The following is a 19,828-nucleotide window of genomic DNA, read 5'->3' as shown; positions in this document are numbered from 1 at the left end:
AGCCTGACGGCGCGGGTCCGGACTGTGAATGACGCCGAGTGCGCCTTCCATGTCGTACAGTCCGACCATGACGGACGACCGGCTCTCGGAGGTCCTCGACCTCATCGAGGTGCGGGGCGTGGTCACCGGCACGGCCGTCGTGCGCGGCCGGTGGCGCACGCGCCGGCAGGTCGAGGACGAGATCACGTTCATCGCCGTCGTCCGCGGCGGTGCGCGCCTCGACGCGGACGGCCTCGACGCGCCCCTCGAGCTCGACGAGGGCGACGTGGCGGTGCTGAACGGCCGCGCCTGGCTGACGCTCGAGGGCGGGCGCGGCGACGGACCGCGGGTGCAGGTGGCCCCGCCCGCTCCCGGCTCCCCGCTCCGGGACGCCGACCTCGGTGACCCCGACGCCGACGTCGTCCTCGGCGGCCGCATCGACCTCGATCCCCTCGGCCGCGAGCTGCTCACCTCCGTGCTGCCGCCGGTCGCGCGCATCGGTCGGTCGAGCCCGTACGGGGCCGACGCGCGGGGCCACGTCCACCGGATCTCCGCCGAGCTCGCCGCGGACCGCCCCGGCGCCGCCTTCGCCGTCCGCCAGTACGGGCAGCTGCTGGTCCTCGACCTCATCCGCGGATCCATGGTCGACCCCGACGTGCCCGCCGGCTGGCTGCGGCTGCTCGCCGACGAGCGGCTGCGCCCGGCCCTGGCCGTGATCCACGCGCAGCCCGGACGCGGCTGGAGCCTGGAGGACCTGGCGCGGGCCGCCGCCATGTCGCGCTCGACGTTCGCGCAGCGGTTCCGGGAGGTGGCGGGCACGAGCCCGCTCGCGTACCTCATCGAGTGGCGGATGCTCCTCGCCCGCCGCGAGCTCCGGTCGGGCGACGCGCGCGTCGGCGAGCTGGCCGCCGCGCTCGGGTACGGGTCGGAGAGCGCCTTCAGCTCCGCCTTCAAGCGGCACACGGGCGAGGCGCCGCTCACGTACCGTCGGCGCATCCGCCACCCCTAGCCTGAGCCCGTGGAAGACCAGCACCCGCCGCGCACCCCCGACCGCCGCCGCCCCGACGCCGAGCAGCGGTCGGAGGCCCTCAAGGAGCGCATCTACGTCACGTTCACCGCGCTCGCGGTGACCATCGCCACGGCGCGCGAGCCCGAGCACGCGACCGTCGGCGCCGCCGCCGCCACGCTCCTGCTGACGGTCGTCGGCACGCTGCTCGCCGTGTCGGTGGCCGAGTTCATCGCGCAGATGGTGCGTGACGGCGAGGTGCCCGACCGGCGCGACGTCGGCCACATCCTCTACGTGTGCGCGAGCTCGCTCGGCGTGCTGCCCGCGCCGCTGGCGATCCTCGGCCTCTCCGCCCTCGGGGTGCTCGACCTCGCCGCGGCCCTGCGGATCATCGCGATCGTGCTCGTGGCCACGCTCGTGCTCGTGACGCTCCTCGCGGTCCGCCGCCTGCGGGTGGGCGTCGGCGTCAAGCTCCTCGTGCTCGCGGGCGTCGCGGCGCTCGGTGCGGCGGTGCTGGTGGTGGAGCTGGCCGTCCACTGATCCGCTCGGCACCCGATCCCCGCACGCGCCGCCGCCGCGGCGAGCGCCCGACGTAGCGTGAGGGCATGACCGCGTCCCCGCTCCCCGAGCTCCTCGAGACCGCCCGCCTGCGGCTGCGGCCGCTCGGCCCGTCGGACGTCGACGTCGTGCACCGCCTCTGGGCGGAGCGCGACCCCCGGCATCCCCCGCACCGGCGCGTCGACGACGAGGGCCGTCCGACGCGCGAGGAGGTCCGCGACCGCTTGACGGTGCAGGCGGAGGAGTCGCTGCGCACCGGGATCGGCCTGCTCGCCATCGAGCGGCGGGACGCACCGGGCGTCGTCGGCTACTGCGGGCTGGTCGTCGGCAGCGCCTCCGTGGAGGAGCCCGAGCTCGCGTTCGAGCTGCTGCGGGCGGTGCACGGCGCAGGGCTCGCGACGGAGGCGGCGTACGCCGTCGTCGACGCCGCCCGCGCGTCGGGCCGTTCCACTCTCTGGTCCACGGTCCGCCGGTGGAACGCGGCGTCCCTCCGCGTGCTGGAGAAGGCCGGCTTCACGGACAGCGGACGCGTCACGCCGGATCCCGAGCACGGCGACACCGTGTGGATGACCTGCGCCCTCCGGGACCCGTCCGCCGACGGCGCCTAGCCCGCGCGCAGCTCCCAGCGGGCCTCGCCCTCGACGCGCACGTCCGTCGGCGCGAGCCCGAGCCGCCGGGCGACGGCCTGCGACGCCGCGTGATCCGGGTGGATGTTCGCGCGCACGATCCCGACGCCGTCCTCCCGCAGCCACGCGAGAACCTCGGCGGCGCACTCGGCCGCCGCGCCGGATCCCTGCGCCGCCGTCCCCACGAGCCACGCGACCTCCGCCACGCGCGCCCCGGCGTCGCCGGTCACGGTCGCCTGCACGAAGCCGGCCGCCCGGCCCGAGGCGCGGACGCGGATCACCCACACGAGCCAGCGCGCGGATCCATCCGGCGAGCGCCCGACCGCCTGCCGCGCGAACCGGGCGCGCAGCGCGTCGAGCGTCGGCGGCTCGCCCCCGGTGAACCGGTACAGCGCCGGATCCGCCAGCACGCCGACCATCTCCCCCGCGTGCGCGACCACCAGCGGCTCGAGCGCGAACCGCGCCGTCACGAGCACGGTGGCGGGCGACGTCGTCATCGCCCGAGCCTCCCACGCATCGACGCGCAACCAGGGCGGCGCGGTGATCCTCGCGATCCGCACCGTCACCGCCGCCCGCCCGTGACCGCGTCCCACCCCGCCGATACAGTGGCGATGTGACACCCCGCGGCGCCCCGACGCCCTCCGCCTCCGCCGCCGCTCCCGCCTCCCCCGTCGCGGCGCTCGCGGCTCCCGGCGGCCGCCGCATCGCCGTCCAGTTCGCCGCCATGGGCACCGTCTGGGGCGCGAGCTTCCTCTTCATGAAGGTCGCGCTCGAGGGCGTCTCCTTCGGCCAGGTGTCGTGGACGCGGCTGGTGCTGGGCGCGATCGCGCTCGGCCTCATCGTCGCCGCCCGCCGCCTGCCGCTCCCGAGGGAGCGCGTCGTGTGGCTGCACTTCGCGGTCGTCGGCGTCGTCGGATCCGCCATCCCGTACTCGCTGTTCGCATGGGCCGAGCAGCACGTCACCTCGGGCGTCGCGAGCATCTACAACGCGACCACGCCGATCATGACGGCGCTCCTCGCGACGCTCGCCTTCCGCGTGGAGAAGCTCGGCCGCCGTCAGCTCGCGGGCATCGCCGTCGGGATCGCGGGCGTCGTCGTGATCATCGGCCCGTGGCGCCTCACGCCGAACGCCTCGGCCGCCGCGTCCGGCCAGCCGCTCCTCGAGCTCGCGGGCCAGCTCGCGTGCCTCGGCGCGGCCGTCTGCTACGGCATCACGTTCAGCTACCTGCGCCGCTTCCTCACCCACCGCGGCATCCCGGGCGTCGTCACGGCCTTCATGCAGATCGGCATGGGCGCCGCCGCCATGATCCTCGCCACCCCGTTCCTCGCCACCGGCCCCGTGCAGCTCGACCTCCCCGTCGTGCTCAGCCTCGTGGTGCTCGGCGTGGTCGGCACGGGTCTCGCGTACCTCTGGAACATGAACGTGCTGCTCGCCTGGGGCCCCACCGCCACCTCGACGGTCACGTACATCACGCCCGTCGTCGGGGTCGCGCTCGGGATCCTCGTGCTCGGCGAGACCCTGCACTGGAACGAGCCCGCCGGCGCCGCCCTCGTGCTCCTCGGCGTGCTCCTCTCCCAGGGCCGCCGCCGCGCCCGCCGGACCGCGGCCACCGCGGCCGCTCGCGACGCCCCGGCCGCCGCGACGCGCACCCCTCCGACGCCCGGCTAGGCTCGCCGGGTGCGTCTCGTCATCGCCCGCTGCTCCGTCGACTACGCCGGCCGTCTCAGCGCGCATCTCCCCCTCGCCACCCGCCTCCTCATGGTCAAGGCCGACGGGAGCCTCCTCGTCCACTCGGACGGCGGCTCCTACAAGCCGCTCAACTGGATGAGCCCGCCCTGCACGATCGTCGAGGTCGAGCCCGACGACGAGCAGGCGCTCGCGGGCGTCCGCGAGATCTGGCGCGTGGTGCAGCCGAAGACGGCCGACATGCTCGTCGTCTCGATCCACGAGGTGCTGCACGACTCCGCCCACGACCTCGGCATCGACCCGGGCCTCGTGAAGGACGGCGTGGAGGCGCACCTGCAGAAGCTGCTGGCCGAGCAGATCCACCTGCTGGGCGACGGCCACGAGCTGGTGCGCCGCGAGTACATGACCGCCATCGGGCCGGTCGACATCCTCGCGCGCGACGCCGCGGGCCGCTCGGTCGCGGTCGAGCTCAAGCGCCGCGGCGACATCGACGGCGTCGAGCAGCTCACGCGCTACCTGGAGCTCATGAACCGGGATCCGCACCTCGCCCCCGTCACGGGCGTCTACGCCGCGCAGGAGATCAAGCCGCAGGCCCGGACCCTGGCCGAGGACCGCGGGATCCGCTGCCTCCTCCTCGACTACGACGCGATGCGCGGGCTCGACGACGGGCACTCCCGCCTGTTCTGACCCGCCCCGTGGGGAGGCTCCCGGCCGTCGCCCCGGGGAGGCTCGTAGGGTGGCAGCGTGACCGCACCCGACACGACCACGCCATCCCCCGCCGCGGGCTCCGCGCCCTGGAGCTGCATCCTCTTCGACCTCGACGGCACCATCACCGACTCGGCCCCCGGCATCACGGCGCAGCTCGCGAAGACCCTCGTCTTCATGGGCCTGCCCGTCCCCGCCCCGGCCCCGCTGCTCGAGTACGTGGGGCCGCCGATCCTCGACTCCTTCCGCGACCTGGCGGGCATGGACGACGCGGCCCAGCAGCGCGCCCTCGCCCACTACCGCGCGGGCTACGCGGGCGGCGGCGTCTTCGACAGCTCCGTCTACGCGGGCGTGCCCGAGGTGCTCCGCGCGATCCGCGCGGCCGGCATCCCCCTCTCCCTCGCCACGAGCAAGCCCGAGTCCCAGGCCCGCCGCGTGCTCGACCACTACGGCCTCACCGACCTCTTCACGGAGATCTGCGGCGCCAGCGAGGACGAGGTGCGATCCGCGAAGGCCGACGTCATCGAGGAGGCGCTCCGCCGGCTCCGCGAGGCGGGCGTCGACCTCGGCAACGTGGTGATGGTCGGCGACCGCGAGCACGACGTCCTCGGCGCCGCGGCCCACGGCATCCCGACCGTCATGGTCGGCTGGGGCTACGGCAGCCCGGCCGAGGCGGCGGGCACCATCGCGGTGGTCGAGACGGCCGCGGAGCTCGAGGCGCGCCTGGTCCCGTCGGTGCCGACGCCCGCCGCCTGAGCGGTCCGCTCCGAATCCCTCACAAGCAGGAGCCTTTCCACAGATCCGCCTGCCGGACCCCGTTCGCCCCGGGGTTAGCAACACGGAGTGACAGAATGACCCGCGGAGGAACAATGTCAACACCGCAGGACCTGCAGGACCCGCTCGCGCTCGACAGGCAGGTCAGCTACTCGCTCGTCGTCGCCGCCCGCAGCGTGACCGCCCTCTACCGACCCATCCTCGACCCGCTGGGGCTCACCCACCCCCAGTACCTCGTGCTCCTCGCGCTCTGGGCGCGCGGGCCCCGCTCGGTCAAGGACCTGAGCCACGAGCTCCAGCTCGACAGCGCCACGCTCTCCCCGCTCCTCAAGCGGCTCGAGGCCATGGGCCACGTGTGGCGCGTGCGTCGCGCCACCGACGAGCGCGTCCTCGAGATCGGCCTCACCGACCAGGGGCGCGAGCTGCGCGAGAAGGCCGTGGACATCCCGCAGCGGATCCGCGACCGCCTCTCCATGACGGAGGAGCAGCTCGAGGCCCTGAAGGGCGTGCTGAGCCAGGTCATCGACAACGCGAAGGCCCTGCCCGAGACCATCTGACGCTGGTCCCGGCACCACCCGCACCACCCCGCACCGCCCCCGTCGGCCGCGCCCTGCGCGCCGGCATCCGCACCACCCGATCGGAGCGCGACCAGTGAGCGACACGGTCCGCGCGGTGCTCCTCCTGGAGTGCTACGTCACGGTGACGCTCCTCGCGCCGCTCCTGCTCGGCCGCCTGCCGCTCGTCTCCCAGCGACCCGTCGCGATGCTCGCCGCGTGGCACGGGTTCCTCGTCACCGCGGTGCTCAGCCTCGGCTCCGGGCTCGGCCTCCTCATCCACCAGGGCATGGCGCTGCAGGCCGGCGCGGCTCCCGAGCAGGCCGCGGTCGCCGCCGTGCCGCTCGCGTACGTCGCGGCGGGCGTGCTCGGGGTGCTGCTGTTCCGCATCGTGGAGGAGGGCGTCCGCGTGGTCCGGGAGGCCCGGCGGCGCGCGGGCGAGGTCGCGACGCTGCTGCTCGCGTCGCGGCCGTACCGGGTCGCCGGGCGGGACGCCCGCATCGTCGAGTCCGACGTGCCGCTCGCCGCGCTCTCCCCCGCGACCGGCGTGATCCTCCTCACCACCGAGGCCCGCGCGCGGCTCGACGACGACGAGCTCGCCGCCGTCCTCGAGCACGAGTGCGCGCACCTGGAGCAGCGGCACGCGCTCGCGGTGCGGCTCGCGCAGGTCTCCCGCGCGATCCTCCCGGCGCTGCCCGCGAGCCAGCGCCTCGCGCTCTCCACCACCATCGCCATCGAGTTCATCGCCGACGACCACGCGGCCCGCGTCTCCGGGGCCGCCACGGTCGCCTCGGCCCTCCGCAAGCTGGATCCGGACGGCGGCCTCTCCGCCCTCCGCGCCGACCGCCTGCTCCACCCCCGCGGCCGGCACCGGGTCGCGCTGCGGCTGCTGTGCGCGGTCGCGTGCGCGCTGCCGGCGCTGCCCCTGGTCATCGTGCTGCTGCCGCCGGCCTGACCTCCCGGCCGCCGGCCCGCTCGGAGCCGTGCGATAGGGTCGACGGCGAAGGGGAGTAGTCCCCCCGGTCCCCGGACCGGACGGCGATGCGTCGACATGCTGGCCCCCGGGCCCGGTGCATCACCCGCCCCGGAGCACGAGCGCGGTGGGCGGACGAGACCTTCGGCCAGACGAACGACAGGCGCACGCGCGCCGTCGCGTCGGCCGGAGCCCCCGGGTTCCCGGCCGTCGCCCGACCGGAGGACCCATGACCGCCATGCCCCCTGCCCGCACGCCCGATCCGACGCCCGCCCAGGTGCGCCGCTGGCGGCAGTACCTCGCCGACGAGCGCGCCGAGGCCGCCGTCTACCGCGACCTCGCCGGCCGACGCACCGGGGAGGAGCGCGCGATCCTGCTCGCCCTCGCCGAGGCCGAGGGCCGCCACGCCGACCACTGGATCGAGCTCCTCGGCGACCGCGTCGGCAAGCCCGTGCGCGGCGACGTCCGCACGCGGATCCTCGGCGTCCTCGCCCGCCGCTTCGGCTCCGTCTTCGTGCTCGCGCTCGCGCAGCGCGCGGAGGGCCGCTCGCCGTACGCCGACGACGCCGACGCGACCGACGCCATGGCCGCCGACGAGCGCGTGCACGAGGAGGTCGTGCGCGGCCTCGCCACCCGCGGCCGTCTGCGCCTGTCCGGCACCTTCCGCGCCGCCGTGTTCGGCGCCAACGACGGGCTCGTGAGCAACCTCGCGCTCGTGCTCGGCATCACGGCCACCGGCGTCCCGAACGCGGTGATCCTCGCCACGGGCCTCGCGGGCCTCCTCGCCGGCGCGCTCTCCATGGGCGCGGGCGAGTACGTCTCCGTGCGCTCGCAGCGCGAGCTGCTCGACGCCTCGGCCCCCGGTCCCGGCACGCGCGACGCCCTCCCCCACCTCGACGTCGACGCGAACGAGCTCGCCCTCGTCTACCGCGCCCGCGGCATGACGGAGGAGGAGGCGCTCGCCCACGCCGACGAGGTGCTGCGCGACCTCGCCGCCGAGACCCGGCCGATCCCCGTCACCATCGTGGGCGTGGGCGCGTCCGACGACGAGCACGAGAGCGTCGGCACCGCCTGGGGCGCGGCCCTGTCGAGCTTCTGCTTCTTCGCGTCGGGCGCCGTGATCCCCGTGCTCCCGTACCTCTTCGGCCTCCAGGGGCTCGCGGCCCTCGCCGTCGCGTGCGTGCTCGTCGCGATCGCGCTCTCCATCACGGGCGCGGTGACCGGCCTCCTCAGCGGCGGCCCGCCGCTCCGCCGTGCCGGCCGCCAGCTGCTGATCGGCTTCGGCGCGGCCGGGGCCACCTACCTCCTGGGACTCCTCTTCCACACCCAGGTCGGGTGATCCCGCGTCCCGCCCCCTCCCGGCGGCGGGACGCGCCTGCCGCAGCCGATACGGTGGAGCCCATGGCTGACGGAGATGACCCCCGCCGTCGCGAGGACTCCCTCGCGACGCGCATGAGCGACGCGGTGGCGCGCACGAGCGAGCGGGAGGTCGCCCTGCGGGCGATGGGCCTGCTGGACGGCCTGTACGAGGGCGACGACTTCCTGACGCTGGTCGGCGGGCGCCACGCCCGCGGGATCCTCAACGGCGCGCCTCCCCTCTACTGGCCCGAGGCCTGGGGCGCGCGCGCCCTCCTCTACGCCTGGACGCCGGAGGCCGCGAAGGTCGTCGAGAAGAACCTCACGAACCGCGCCTGGCGCGTGCGCGAGGCGTGCGCGAAGGTCGTCGCCGCGCGGCAGCTGCCGCTGGTCCGCGCGCTCACGGTGCTCGTCACGGACGAGAACGCCCGCGTCCGCGGCGCGGCCCTGCGCGCCCTCGGCGCCGTCGGCGGCCCGTCCGACGAGGACGTCATCCGCCGCGCGCTGACGGACCCCGACACCTCCGTCCGCGTCGCCGCCCACGACGGCCTCGAGGCCCTCGCGGCCCGTCACGACCAGGTCCTCTCCCCGGCCGGGCGCCACGCGCAGGCGGCCGCCGAGGCGAGCGCGGCGACCGCGGACGACGACGACACCGACACCACGGATCGGGACCCCTCCGACGAGGACGCCGACCGCTCCTAGCGAGGCTCGCACCGACCCGGTCCGGCCGTCGTCGTCGCCGTCGTCGAGCCCGCTCAGCGCCCGCCGACCGCCGGGAACGCCGGCGACGTGCACGCGGGCGGGCTGCCCACGGCCGGGCCGGCGGTGATGCGCACGTCCGGCCGGGTCGAGGCCAGCGGCACGCCGCCGAACGTCGCCCCCGCCGTGGTGATGTCGGCGAAGGCGGCGCCGACCGGGGCCGCGTCGACGGCCGTGCGCCGGAGCTCGAGGCCGAGCGGATGCGCGGCGTCGTAGCCCTCGAGCGACGACGACGCGAGGTGCAGCGACGCGGTGGCCCGGAATCCGTCCACGACGATGTCCTGGAAGTGCGGGGCCGACCCCACGGACGCCTCGCCGTAGCTGGAGTCGAACAGCATCGGGTACTTCACCTGGTCGACGCACACGTCGCGGTACTCGACGTCGCGCACCAGTCCGCCGACGCCGCCCGCGCTCTTGATGCGGATCCCCCCGGCCGCCACGCTCAGGGTGCCGAAGGCGTCGCGGCCGGACACCGTGTCGTCCGCGACGAGGACGTCGCTGACGCCGGCCGCGGTCTCGCTGCCGATGGAGATGCCGTGCGTGCCGAACAGGTGGTCCTGGACGATGCTGATGTGCGCGGACGGCGCCGACCCCGCCTTGATCGCGATCCCGTCATCGCCCGCGCTGATCCAGGAGTGCGCGACGGTCACGTCGGTCGCGCCCGCCGGGTTGATCCCGTCGGTGTTGCGCGCGCCGGCGGGCGTCCGGATCACCACGCCCCACACCGTGAGCCCGAGGCCGTGGTCGAAGGACACGTGGGTGCCCGGGGACGAGACGAGGTCGACGTCGTGCAGCGTGACGTCGTCGGCGCGCGTCGCCACGACGAGCCGCGGCACGTTCTGCTTGCCCCCCTCCTTGGCGGACGCCGCGAGCTGCCACCAGCTCACGGTCCCCGAGAGGATCGGCATGTCGCCGCGCCCGTCGATGCGGCCCCGGACCGTGCCCGGCGCTCCGCTCGACGCGATGCCGGAGTGCGAGGAGAGGGTGATGAGGGGACGGCAGCCGTCGCCGGCCCCGCCGATGGTCCCGCAGCGGGGCCGCCCGGCCACCTGGTAGTCCGTCGCGTCGCGGGACGCGTACAGGACGGCCCCCGGCTCCACGAGCAGCACCTCCCCCGCCCGGACGGACAGCGGCCCGCTCAGGAAGCTCGCGGAGGCGCCGGACGCCTGCAGCCGGACCGCGCCGCCCTTCCCCGCGCACGCGTCGAGGGCCGCCTGGATGCGCGGCCCGTCCGGCGCGTCAGCCTCGTCGGCGTCCGACGCCCTCCGCGCGGACACGGCGACCCGCGCCGGGACGGTGGCGCACGTCGTCGCGGGCGCGGCGGGCTCGGTCACGACGCGGCGGTCGCCGTGGGCCGCGACGCCGACGGCGGACGCCGACGGGTCGGAGACGGGCGGCACCGGCGACGCGAGGGCCGGGGACGCTAGGGACGGCGACGCGAGGGCCGGGGAGCCCCCGCCGAGGCAGAGCAGGACGCAAACCGCGAGCGTCACGGAGGCGCCGGGGGAGGGAAGGGGGGCACGAAGGCGCACGACGGAGACCGTTTCCATGGGAGGGGGATCCGCTGGTGCCGGATCGAGGAGGACCCTCACGATAGGGAGCGGGCTCCCGGCCCGCGTGACTCCTCCTCAGGGCGCCGCGGGCTCCTCCGGAAGCGACGCGAGGAACCGGCGCACGAGGCCGGCGAAGACGTCCGGCCGCTCGATCTGCGGCATGTGGCCGCAGCGGGAGATCAGCTCCAGGCGCGCGTGCGGCAGCTCCCGCGCGACGGCCCGCAGGTGCGCGGGAGGGAGGATCCGGTCGCGGTCGCCCCAGACGGCGAGCACGGGGAGGCCGCTCGCGCGCACCGCGTCCACGAGCGGTCGGCGCCACCCGGAGCTCACCCCGCGCACGGTACCCAGGTCGCGCGCGACCTCGAGCATGGTGACCGCGTGCACCGGTCGCGCGGACAGCGCCTGCGCGTGGCGGACGCGCTCCGGTGTCGTGAGGGCCGCGTCGTGGAAGACGCTGCGGGTGGAGCGCCGCGAGTTGCCGGGCGTGGGGCGGAGGAGGAGCGTCGCGAGCGGGTCGAACGCCAGGAGGCGGAGGCCCACGGTGACCTCGCGCCCGAAGCCCGCGCTGTCGGCGAGCACGAGCGCGCGCACCCGGTCCGGATGCCGGACCGCGAGGGTCATGGCCACGGCCCCGCCGAGCGAGTTGCCCACGACCGCGACCGGCCCGCGGACGCCCGCCGCGTCGAGGTACCCGGGCAGGGCGTCGGCGAGCGACACCAGCGTCGCGGGGCCGTCGACCGGATCCGACCAGCCGAAGCCCGGCAGGTCGAGGCTGTGCAGCTCGTGGTGCGCGGACAGGCGCTCGTGCTGCTCGTCCCAGTCCTCGAGGCTGCGGCCGATGCCGTGCAGGAGGAGGACCGGATCCCCCGAGCCGGTGACCCGGTGCCGCACCGCGCGGCCGTCCACCCGCAGCATCGCGGTCCCCGGGGCGCGGAGCGGATCGACGTCCCCGGGTGCGGCCATGCCGCGACCCTACCGAGATCCCCCGCGCGAGGGATTCCTGCGATGTCGGGAGGAGGTGCGACGATGGAGGGGCTGCGCATCGCAGCGCTTTCCCCGTCGCCCGGAGCCACGAGCCCGCCCGACGTGAGGCGATCCACCGAGGTCGCCGCTGAGCAGCAAGGAGCGAGACGGCATGACGATCTTCGAGCAGATGGAGTCCGAGGTCCGGAGCTACAGCCGCGGCTGGCCGGTCGTGTTCGACCGCGCGGTGGGCAGCGAGATGTTCACGGCCGACGGCGATCGCTACCTCGACTTCTTCGCCGGCGCGGGCGCCCTCAACTACGGGCACAACAACCCGGCCCTCAAGCAGAAGCTGGTCGACTACATCCTCCGCGACGGCGTCACGCACTCCCTCGACATGTTCACGGAGGCCCGCCGCGACTTCCTGCAGACCTTCCAGGACGTCATCCTCCAGCCGCGCGGGCTCGACTACCGCATCATGTTCCCCGGCCCGGGCGGCGCCAACGCGGTCGAGGCCGCGCTGAAGCTCGCGCGCAAGGTCACCGGCCGCACCACCATCGTGCACTTCACCAACTCGTTCCACGGCATGACCGAGGGCGCGCTCGCGGTCACCGGCAACGCGCTGAAGCGCGGCGGGGCCGGCCACCCGCTTCACCACGCGGTCGCGGTGCCCTTCGACGGCTACCTCGGCGGCGAGACCGACAGCCTCGCGTACTTCGCGAAGCTCCTCGACGACTCCGGCTCCGGCTTCGACGCGCCCGCCGGCGTCATCGTCGAGACCGTGCAGGGCGAGGGCGGCATCAACGTCGCGAGCGCCGAGTGGCTGCGGGAGCTGCGCGACCTGTGCACGCGCCACGGCATCGTGCTCATCGTCGACGACGTGCAGATGGGCTGCGGCCGCACCGGCGGGTTCTTCAGCTTCGAGGAGGCCGGCATCGTCCCCGACATCGTCACGCTCTCCAAGTCCATCGGCGGCTACGGCCTGCCCATGGCCCTCACGCTGCTGAAGCCCGAGCTCGACCAGTGGAAGCCGGGCGAGCACAACGGCACGTTCCGCGGCATCGCGCCCGCGTTCCTCACGGGCGCCGAGGCGCTGCGGCAGTACTGGACCGACGGCGAGCTCGAGGCGTCCACGCTGCGCAAGGGCGAGCGGATCCACGAGGTCTTCACCGAGATCGCCGCCTCCGTCGCGCCGGAGATGCAGCTGAAGGTGCGCGGCCGCGGCCTCGCGCGCGGCATCGAGTTCCCCTCGGGCGACCTCGCCGGCGCGGTCTGCCGGGCGGCGTTCGAGCGCGGCATGCTCATGGAGACGAGCGGCGCCGGCGGCACGGTCATGAAGGTGCTGCCCGCGCTCACCATCACCGACGAGCAGGTCGAGGAGGGACTCGCCATCATCCGCGCGTCCGTGCGCGAGGTCCTCGGATCCACGAGCGAGGAGCTCGCCGCCGACGAGGTGCCGCTGCCGGTGGCCGTCGGGAGCTGATCCGCCCATCCAGCCCGACCACGGCCCGGCATCGCACGCGCGGTGGCCGGGCCGTCGTGCGTCCGCCGCGGGCGCAGGGGCACGGCGGATCCGTCAGCGTCGCGGGACCGCCCGGTCCGGTTCGTCCTCGGGTCGGCCGGCGTACCACTCGTGGAACTCCGTGCACCTGCCGTCGGCGTCGAAGCGGAGCAGCCAGACGTTGTCGTAGGCGGTCGCGACCTCGTCGCCCTCGTCGGCCAGGAAGACCGTGCGCCCGTGGGCCACGGCCATGTCCCCCTCGACCACCACCGGGTGGTAGCTCGCCTCGAACCGCTCCCCGACGAAGGCGTCGCGCTCGCTCATCCACTCCGCGACGATGGCAGCACGACCCGTCGCCCGGACCTCGAACGGGTAGTGCCACACCGCGTCCTCCGACCACAGATCCGCGATCTCCCCCGCGTCGTACGACCGCCACGCGGCGACGTAGGCGTCGAGCCACGCGCGCACCGCCGCCCTGCTGACGGCGGGTCCCGTCGCGTCCGGGGGTCGGTGCCAGCCGGGCGGAGGGAGAGGTGGGGCCATCGGGCGAGCGTACGACAGCGGGGACGGGGGCCGGCCGTCGTGCGCCTAGCGCGGCCGCAGGATCCGGTAGCGGTGCTCCGGGCGGCCCGTGGATCCGTACTTGAGCTGCACGTCGACCACGCGCTCCCGGGCGAGCGCGCCGAGGTAGCGCTGCGCCGTGGCGCGGGAGACGCCGACGCGCTCGGCGATGTCGGGGGCGGAGAGCTCGTCGCCCGCCGCCGTGAGGGCGTCCAGCACGGCCTGCTCGGTCGCGGGCCGCGCGTTCGCGGCCGTGCGTCCCGGGCGGAGGGACTGCATCGCCCGGTCGACGGCCGCCTGGTCCAGCGGACGGTCGGTGTCGAGGCCGGCTCGGTAGGCCGCGTAGGCGGCGAGCCGGGCCAGCAGCAGCTCGGGCGCGAAGGGCTTCACGAGGTAGGAGACCGCGCCGCCGCGGAGGGCGCGGCGGACGGTGGCGGCGTCGTCGGCGGCCGTGACGAGGATCACGTCGGGCTCGATCCGCCGCACGAGGTCGAGCCCGCTGCCGTCGGGCAGGTAGGCGTCGAGGAGCACGAGGTCGGGTCGCTCGGCGTCGAGCACGGCGAGCGCCGCGCGCACGCTGCCCGCCGTGCCGAGGGAGCGGAAGCCGGGCGCGGAGGCGACGAGGCCCTCGTGCAGGCGCGCGATGCGGAAGTCGTCGTCGACGACGAGGACGGTGAGGTCGTCGGTCACGCGGGGGCTCCATCCGGGGCGGGGCGGTCGGGGAGGTCGTCGGAGGCGGCGGCGGCGGGGTAGCCGGGCGGGTCCGCGTCGGGCGGCTCGACCACCCCCGTGAGGCGGGCGCAGAAGACGGCGCCCGCGACGGCGTCGGGCGGCGGGCCGCCCGGATCCGCGACCCACACGTCGCCGCCGTCGCGCCGGGCGATGTCGCGCGCGAGCGGCAGGCCGAAGCCCAGCCCGTGCGCCGGATCCGCGCCGCCGCGTCCATCGGGTCCGGTGGCCGCGGGCCCGCCCGCGGCGAGCGCCCGGGCCGCCCGGTCCACGTCGTCGGGCCGCCGCCGGAAGACGCCCGCCGGATCCGCGGCGCCGAGCCCATCGCCCGAGTCGGAGACGGCGAGGTGCAGGTCGGGCCCGTCGTCGAGCGCCTCGACCTCCACCCAGCGGTCGGCGCGGGATCCCCGCACGGCCGCGTGCACCGCGTTGTCGACGAGGTTGCCGAGCACGGTGGTGACCTCCTCGGGCCGCACGAGGATCCCCCGCACGAGCGTGCCGGGCCCTACCCGGAGCGCCACGCCGCGCTCCTCCGCCTCGAGCGCCTTGGCCCCGAGGAACGCGTGCAGGTACGGCTCGTCGACGAGCTCGGCGTCCCGCATCGGGAAGGCGACCGGCCCCTGCTCGAGGACGCCCGCGAGGTAGCTCCCCGCCTCGTCCACGCGGCCGGTGGCGACCAGCCCGCGCACGACGTGCAGCCGGTTCGCGAACTCGTGCCGCTGCACGCGGAGGGCGGTGGACATCGCGGTGACGGCCGTGAGGCGCCGGCTCATCGACTCGAGGTCGGTCTCGTCACGCACGACGACGACCGTGCCGAGGTCGCGGCCGTCGCGCTCCACGCGGGCGACATCGACGAAGAGGAGCCGGTCGTCCACCACGGCGCGCAGGGAGGCCGCCCGGCCGTCGGCGGCGGTCCGGGCGGCGGCGTCGCGCACGGCCTCGGCGACCCCGAGCTCCTCGAGCGCGCGGCCGACCGGATCCACGAGGCCGAGCAGCTCGGCGGCCCGCGGGTTGCAGACGGTGACCCGGCCGTCGGTGCCGACGCCGAGGACGCCCTCGCCGACGCCGGAGAGGACGGCCGCCTGGTCCTGCACGAGGCCGGCGAGCTCGGACGGCTGGAGCCCGAGGGTGAGGCGCGCGAGCCGCCTGGACAGGATCCCGCTGGCCACGGCGCCGACCCCGAGCGCGAGCAGGGCGACGACCGCGATGGCGGCGACGTCGACGCCGATGGAGTCGCGCACGGTAGCCGCCGCGAAGCCGACGCTGACCTCGCCGACGACCCGACCCGATCCGTCGCCCGCGGGCGCGCCGCCCGCTCCCCCGCCCGCCTCCGCGTCGAGCGCCCGCACCGGCACCTTCGCCCGGGCGGACTCCCCGAGCGTGCCGGTGGCCCAGGTCACCTCCTCGCGCCCCGCGAGCGCGACCGTCGGATCCGTGCTCACGCGCTGCCCGAGCTCCGCCCGGTCGGGGTGGGCGAGCCGCAGGCCCCGGTCGTCGGTGACCACCACGAAGAGCGCGCCGGTCCGGGCGCGCACCGCCTCGGCCGTGCGCTGCACGGGCCCGTCGGCGAGGTCGGCCGCTGCGGCGACTCCGGGGACCTCCGTCTCGGCCGTCACGGCGGCCCGCAGCGCGGGATCCTCGGCCGCCGTCCGGGCGATCGCGAGCGCCGTCGCCTGCGCCTCGTCCCGGTTCTCGGAGGAGCTCAGCAGGCCGTAGGCGACCGTCGCGATCCCGACCACCACGAGCACGACGAGCAGCTGGAGGACGAGCATGCGCCGCGCGAAGTCGAGCCCCGCCCGTCGTCGCCCCGTCGCCCGATCCACCTCGTGAGCATAATGCGCAGAACGTCGTCTTCGTGCACTATCGCGATGAAGCGGCACAAGCGCGACGGGACGCGGACACCGACCTAGCGTGTGATGTTCAGCCGGGCGTCCCGCCCACCGACGAAGGAGTCACACGTGCTGGTATTCCTGGGCTTCGCCATGGTCCTCACCTTCATGGCCCTCATCATGACCAAGCGGCTGACGCCCATGGTCGCCCTCATCCTCGTGCCGACGATCTTCGGCCTCTTCGCGGGCGCCGGCCTCGGGATCGGCGACATGGTCATCGAGGCGCTCGGCGACCTCGCCCCCACGGCCGCGCTGCTGATGTTCGCCATCATCTACTTCGGCATCATGATCGACGTCGGCCTCTTCGACCCGCTGGTGCGCCTCATCCTCCGCGTCGCGGGCGGCGACCCGGCGAAGATCGTGCTCGGCACGGCGATCCTCGCGGCCGCGGTCTCCCTCGACGGCGACGGATCCACCACCTTCATCGTCACCACGGCGGCCATGCTGCCCATCTACCGCAAGCTCGGCATGAGCCCGGTCGTGCTCACCTGCACGGCGGGCCTCGCGAACGGCACGCTCAACATCGTCCCGTGGGGCGGCCCGACCGTCCGCGCGGCCGCGGCCCTCAAGGTCTCGCCGACCGACATCTTCGTGCCGATGATCCCGTCGCTCCTGGTGGGCCTCGCCCTCGTCTTCGTCTTCGCGTGGACCATGGGCGTCCGCGAGCGCAACCGCCTCGCCGCGCTCGGCGAGGCGCGGGCCGAGGGCGGCATCGACGCCGCGGGCGGCTCCGGCTCCGGCGGCTCCACGGGCGGCTCGGGCTGGTGGCGCGCCGGTCGCGGCGCCCCCGCGACCCCGCGCGGCGGCCTCATCACGCTGGCCCCGTCGCTCGTCCGCGCCGAGACGGCCGCGGTCTCCACCGTCGGCTCGACCATGCTCGACCCCGACCGCGAGACCCTCCGCCCGCGCCTCATCTGGTTCAACCTCGGTCTGACGCTCGCGGTGCTCGTGCTGCTGATCATGGACCAGCTGCCGCTCGCGTACGTCTTCATGGTCGGCGCGGCCATCGCCCTCATCGTCAACTTCCGCGTCCTCAAGGACCAGGGCGAGCGGATCGCGGCCCACGCACCCAGCGTGGTCGGCGTGGTCTCGATGGTGCTCGCGGCAGGCGTCCTCATCGGCGTGCTCAACGGCACCGGCATGGTCTCGGCGATGTCGGACTGGCTGGTCACGATCATCCCGGACGCCCTGGGCCCCGGCCTCGCGGTCATCACGGGCGTGCTCAGCATCCCGATGACCTTCTTCATGAGCAACGACGCCTTCTACTACGGCATGCTCCCGGTGCTCGCGGAGAGCGCGGCCAACTACGGCATCGACCCCGTCGAGATGGCGCGCGCGTCCATCACCGGGCAGCCCGTGCACCTGCAGAGCCCGCTCGTGCCGGCGATCCTGCTGCTCGTGTCCCTGGCGGACGTGAACCTCGGCGACCACCACCGCAAGGTGCTGTGGCGGGCCGTCCTGGTGTCGCTCGTGATGCTCGCGGTGGGCGTGCTCACGGCGGCCATCCCGATCTAGGTCGGGGCGCTCCGCGGGAGCGCGCACGCGGAGGCCGGGCGGCTCGGGGGAGCGCCCGGCCTCCTCGCGTGCGCGGGGTCCGCGAGCGGCTCGCGTCGGGCCCTACGAGACCCGGCGCGCCACCTGGTACCCGGCGTCGGCGTAGACCATCTCGTACGTCGTGCCCGCCTGCGTCGCCTCGCCGTACCGGACGGCGTCGAGCGCACCCGGGCCGAGGCCGCCGCCGAGCGTGTCGATGACGACGTACTGCGGCGCCGGGTTGCCGGGGTTGCCGAGCCAGAACACCTCGTGGTCGTCGACGAGGTACGACATGAGGCCGATGTCGCTGAGGACGCTCGCGCCGGCGGGCACCAGGTCGAGGGCCTCCTGGGCCTCGGCCGCGCGCGGCGCCGGCTGCCAGAGGGTCGGGCCCGCGAGCTCGGCCATCGGCGAGCGCATGCCCAGGGCGATCGCGGCCACGGCGATCACGGGCACGGTCGCGCGCGACGCCGTGCGCAGCCAGCTCTGCCGTCCCGCCCGGGCGCGGGCGACGCCGTCGATCGCGGCCGCGAAGACGATCGGCATGAGCACCGCGTCGTAGTGGTAGCCGGGCGCCCAGTACGACTCGGTCGGCGACAGGAAGCGCCAGGCGAGCGTCGGCAGCACGAGCAGGAGGAGGGGCGAGCGCACGGCGATCAACGCGCCCGCGAGGAGGAGGAAGGCGACCGTCTCGAGCTTCGGGGCGACGAGGAGCCCGGCGATCGTGCCGAGCGGATCCGCGAGCGCGCCGCCCGCGTCGAGCTTGGACGCGTAGTCCCAGCGGGCCTCGCGGTTGAAGGCGGGGAGGATCACCGCGGTCGCCAGCGCGAACCACGCCACGCCCCAGGCGGCGAGCGCGAGGCCGACGCGGCGGTGGAGGGTGAGCGCGAGGATCGCGCCGAGCACCGCGACCGTGAGCCCGAGGTCCTCCTTCACGAAGACGAGCGGCGCGGCCCAGAGGGCGCCGGCGAGGGCGCGGCGGGCGACGACCGCGTCGAGCGCGAAGGCCAGCAGCGGCAGCGCGAACGCGATCTCGTGGAACTGGAACGCCACGGCGCCCTGGATCCCCCAGCTCAGCCCGTACGCGGCGGCGACCGTGATCGCGCCCCACCGGCCCACGACGCGGCCGGCCAGGCGACCGACGCCGACCACCGAGATCCCGATGAGGACGGCCTGCACCACGAGCAGCGCGAACGCGTGCGGCCAGATCGCGTAGACGGGGCCGAGCAGCACGAGGATCGGGTGGAAGTGGTCGCCCAGCAGGTTGAAGCCGTCGCCCTTGATGGAGACGATGGGCGCCTCGAGGCGCGAGTAGTCCTGCGCGAGCTGCGTGAAGATGCCGAGGTCCCACGACTTCACGGTGAAGCGGCGCCACTCGAGCGCCGAGTACAGCACGTACACCGCCGTGACCAGCGCCGCGACGACCACGGAGCCGACCGTGCCGGGCACGCGTGATCCGGTGAGCGGCGCCGGGAGGACGGCCGCGGGGTCCGGCGCGGCGGGCTCGGCGGCGTGGCGGCGACGGGCCGTGTCGTTCGGACTGGTCACGAGGGCAAGGGTCTCACGCGGCCCCCGGATCCCGGCGGCGCGCTCCCCGGGTGATCCGCTCCGCGTCGCGGCGACGGGCTGGGGTCGGGTCGGGAGCCGGGCGGGGCGTCAGCGGCGCGAGCCGCCGGTGCCCTCCTGGCGCTCGCGCTCGGCGGCCAGGGCGGCGCGGCCGGCGTCGCGGTTCTTCACGCGGATCTGCTCCTCGCGCACCTCGGCCTGCGTCGCGCGCTCCTGCACCAGCCACTGCGGCGGGGCCTGGAGCAGCTCCTTGATCTGGGCGGTGGTGAGCGCCTCCGTCACGCCGCCGCGGGCGAGGCCGGCGATGGAGACGCCGAGCTTGCCGGCGATCACCTGGCGCGGGTGCGGGCCGTCGCGCAGCAGCGTGGCGAGCCACTCGGGCGGGTTCTCCGTCATCTCGGCGAGCTCCGCGCGCGACGGGGTCGACTCCTGGAACTCCACCGGGGTCGCCGGCAGGTGCACGCCCAGCTTCTTCGCCGCGGTCGCGGCCTTCATCGTCTGGCTGGATCCGTCGCTCGTCATGTGCCCAGGGTACCGTCGGGGCCCGGAGCGGCCT

20 protein-coding genes are annotated in these 19,828 nt (G+C 75.4%); 12 read left to right on the top strand and 8 right to left on the bottom strand.

The window, feature by feature from the left end:
* Positions 1-67 precede the first annotated feature (67 nt).
* The 3 genes from QFZ62_RS11365 to QFZ62_RS11355 all read left to right on the top strand — a co-directional run bounded on the left by QFZ62_RS11365 (position 68) and on the right by QFZ62_RS11355 (position 2,151).
* Positions 68-988 carry an AraC family transcriptional regulator gene (locus QFZ62_RS11365; RefSeq protein ID WP_307505718.1) on the top strand — a complete coding sequence of 307 codons (921 nt, stop codon included), beginning with the start codon at positions 68-70 and terminating at the stop codon, positions 986-988.
* A 9-nt stretch (positions 989-997) separates the two neighbouring features.
* Complete coding sequence (locus QFZ62_RS11360; protein WP_307505715.1) at positions 998-1,525, top strand: hypothetical protein; 528 nt, start codon at positions 998-1,000, stop codon at positions 1,523-1,525.
* 65 nt (positions 1,526-1,590) lie between these two features.
* On the top strand, positions 1,591-2,151 hold the full coding sequence (locus tag QFZ62_RS11355) for a GNAT family N-acetyltransferase (protein WP_307505712.1): 561 nt from the start codon (positions 1,591-1,593) through the stop codon (positions 2,149-2,151).
* Here the strand turns inward: QFZ62_RS11355 and QFZ62_RS11350 are convergent.
* A complete protein-coding gene (locus QFZ62_RS11350) occupies positions 2,148-2,666 on the bottom strand; it encodes a GNAT family N-acetyltransferase (protein WP_307505709.1) in 519 nt (172 codons plus the stop codon). The genes QFZ62_RS11355 and QFZ62_RS11350 overlap by 4 nt on opposite strands.
* Positions 2,667-2,893: 227 nt before the next feature.
* Here QFZ62_RS11350 and QFZ62_RS11345 point away from each other — a divergent pair, with 227 nt between their 5' ends.
* The 7 genes from QFZ62_RS11345 to QFZ62_RS11315 all read left to right on the top strand — a co-directional run bounded on the left by QFZ62_RS11345 (position 2,894) and on the right by QFZ62_RS11315 (position 8,920).
* Positions 2,894-3,838, top strand: coding sequence for a DMT family transporter (locus QFZ62_RS11345; protein ID WP_307507780.1), 945 nt, complete (start codon positions 2,894-2,896; stop codon positions 3,836-3,838).
* Between the two features lie 9 nt (positions 3,839-3,847).
* Entirely contained in the window at positions 3,848-4,543 is a 696-nt protein-coding gene (gene nucS, locus QFZ62_RS11340; RefSeq protein ID WP_307505706.1) for an endonuclease NucS, read from the top strand.
* A 57-nt stretch (positions 4,544-4,600) separates the two neighbouring features.
* The gene (locus QFZ62_RS11335; protein WP_307505703.1) at positions 4,601-5,317 is read left to right on the top strand and encodes an HAD family hydrolase; all 717 of its coding nucleotides are present in this window, start codon (positions 4,601-4,603) and stop codon (positions 5,315-5,317) included.
* A 113-nt stretch (positions 5,318-5,430) separates the two neighbouring features.
* Positions 5,431-5,892, top strand: a complete 462-nt coding sequence (locus QFZ62_RS11330; RefSeq protein ID WP_307505700.1) for a MarR family winged helix-turn-helix transcriptional regulator — start codon at positions 5,431-5,433, stop codon at positions 5,890-5,892.
* A gap of 94 nt (positions 5,893-5,986) precedes the next feature.
* The gene (locus QFZ62_RS11325; protein ID WP_307505698.1) at positions 5,987-6,844 is read left to right on the top strand and encodes a M56 family metallopeptidase; all 858 of its coding nucleotides are present in this window, start codon (positions 5,987-5,989) and stop codon (positions 6,842-6,844) included.
* Between the two features lie 247 nt (positions 6,845-7,091).
* A complete protein-coding gene (locus QFZ62_RS11320) occupies positions 7,092-8,201 on the top strand; it encodes a VIT1/CCC1 family protein (protein ID WP_307505695.1) in 1,110 nt (369 codons plus the stop codon).
* A 62-nt stretch (positions 8,202-8,263) separates the two neighbouring features.
* Entirely contained in the window at positions 8,264-8,920 is a 657-nt protein-coding gene (locus tag QFZ62_RS11315; protein ID WP_307505693.1) for a HEAT repeat domain-containing protein, read from the top strand.
* Positions 8,921-8,973: 53 nt separating this feature from the next.
* Here the strand turns inward: QFZ62_RS11315 and QFZ62_RS11310 are convergent, their stop codons facing one another.
* Positions 8,974-10,377, bottom strand: coding sequence for a glycoside hydrolase family 28 protein (locus QFZ62_RS11310; RefSeq protein WP_307505690.1), 1,404 nt, complete (start codon positions 10,375-10,377; stop codon positions 8,974-8,976).
* 228 nt (positions 10,378-10,605) lie between these two features.
* Positions 10,606-11,493, bottom strand: a complete 888-nt coding sequence (locus QFZ62_RS11305; protein ID WP_307505687.1) for an alpha/beta fold hydrolase — start codon at positions 11,491-11,493, stop codon at positions 10,606-10,608.
* Between the two features lie 172 nt (positions 11,494-11,665).
* Here QFZ62_RS11305 and ectB point away from each other — a divergent pair, with 172 nt between their 5' ends.
* Complete coding sequence (gene ectB / locus QFZ62_RS11300) at positions 11,666-12,976, top strand: diaminobutyrate--2-oxoglutarate transaminase (RefSeq protein ID WP_307505684.1); 1,311 nt, start codon at positions 11,666-11,668, stop codon at positions 12,974-12,976.
* 93 nt (positions 12,977-13,069) lie between these two features.
* Here ectB and QFZ62_RS11295 read toward each other — a convergent pair whose 3' ends face one another.
* Genes QFZ62_RS11295 through QFZ62_RS11285 form a run of 3 tightly spaced genes read right to left on the bottom strand, consistent with a single transcriptional unit; the run spans position 13,070 to position 16,107 of the window.
* Positions 13,070-13,537: a nuclear transport factor 2 family protein gene (locus QFZ62_RS11295; RefSeq protein ID WP_307505681.1), complete on the bottom strand. Its 468-nt coding sequence runs from the start codon at positions 13,535-13,537 to the stop codon at positions 13,070-13,072.
* A 45-nt stretch (positions 13,538-13,582) separates the two neighbouring features.
* Positions 13,583-14,245 carry a response regulator gene (locus tag QFZ62_RS11290; RefSeq protein ID WP_307505678.1) on the bottom strand — a complete coding sequence of 221 codons (663 nt, stop codon included), beginning with the start codon at positions 14,243-14,245 and terminating at the stop codon, positions 13,583-13,585.
* On the bottom strand, positions 14,242-16,107 hold the full coding sequence (locus QFZ62_RS11285) for a Spo0B domain-containing protein (protein ID WP_307505676.1): 1,866 nt from the start codon (positions 16,105-16,107) through the stop codon (positions 14,242-14,244). The genes QFZ62_RS11290 and QFZ62_RS11285 overlap by 4 nt, the downstream gene beginning before the upstream one ends.
* Before the next feature lie 93 nt (positions 16,108-16,200).
* Between QFZ62_RS11285 and QFZ62_RS11280 the strand changes: the two genes are divergently transcribed.
* Positions 16,201-17,688, top strand: coding sequence for a CitMHS family transporter (locus QFZ62_RS11280; RefSeq protein ID WP_307505674.1), 1,488 nt, complete (start codon positions 16,201-16,203; stop codon positions 17,686-17,688).
* Between the two features lie 102 nt (positions 17,689-17,790).
* Here the strand turns inward: QFZ62_RS11280 and QFZ62_RS11275 are convergent, their stop codons facing one another.
* Positions 17,791-19,254 (bottom strand): DUF2079 domain-containing protein, encoded by a 1,464-nt coding sequence (locus QFZ62_RS11275; protein ID WP_307505672.1) that lies wholly within the window; start codon positions 19,252-19,254, stop codon positions 17,791-17,793.
* Positions 19,255-19,362: 108 nt separating this feature from the next.
* Positions 19,363-19,794, bottom strand: a complete 432-nt coding sequence (locus QFZ62_RS11270; protein WP_307505669.1) for a DUF5997 family protein — start codon at positions 19,792-19,794, stop codon at positions 19,363-19,365.
* Between the last annotated feature and the right edge of the window lie 34 nt (positions 19,795-19,828).

This window comes from Clavibacter sp. B3I6 (genome assembly GCF_030816895.1).
In the GTDB taxonomy this organism is placed as follows: Bacteria; Actinomycetota; Actinomycetes; order Actinomycetales; family Microbacteriaceae; genus Clavibacter.
The sequence above is the reverse complement of the archived record's forward strand: the minus strand, read 5'-3'. Positions and strand labels throughout refer to the sequence as shown.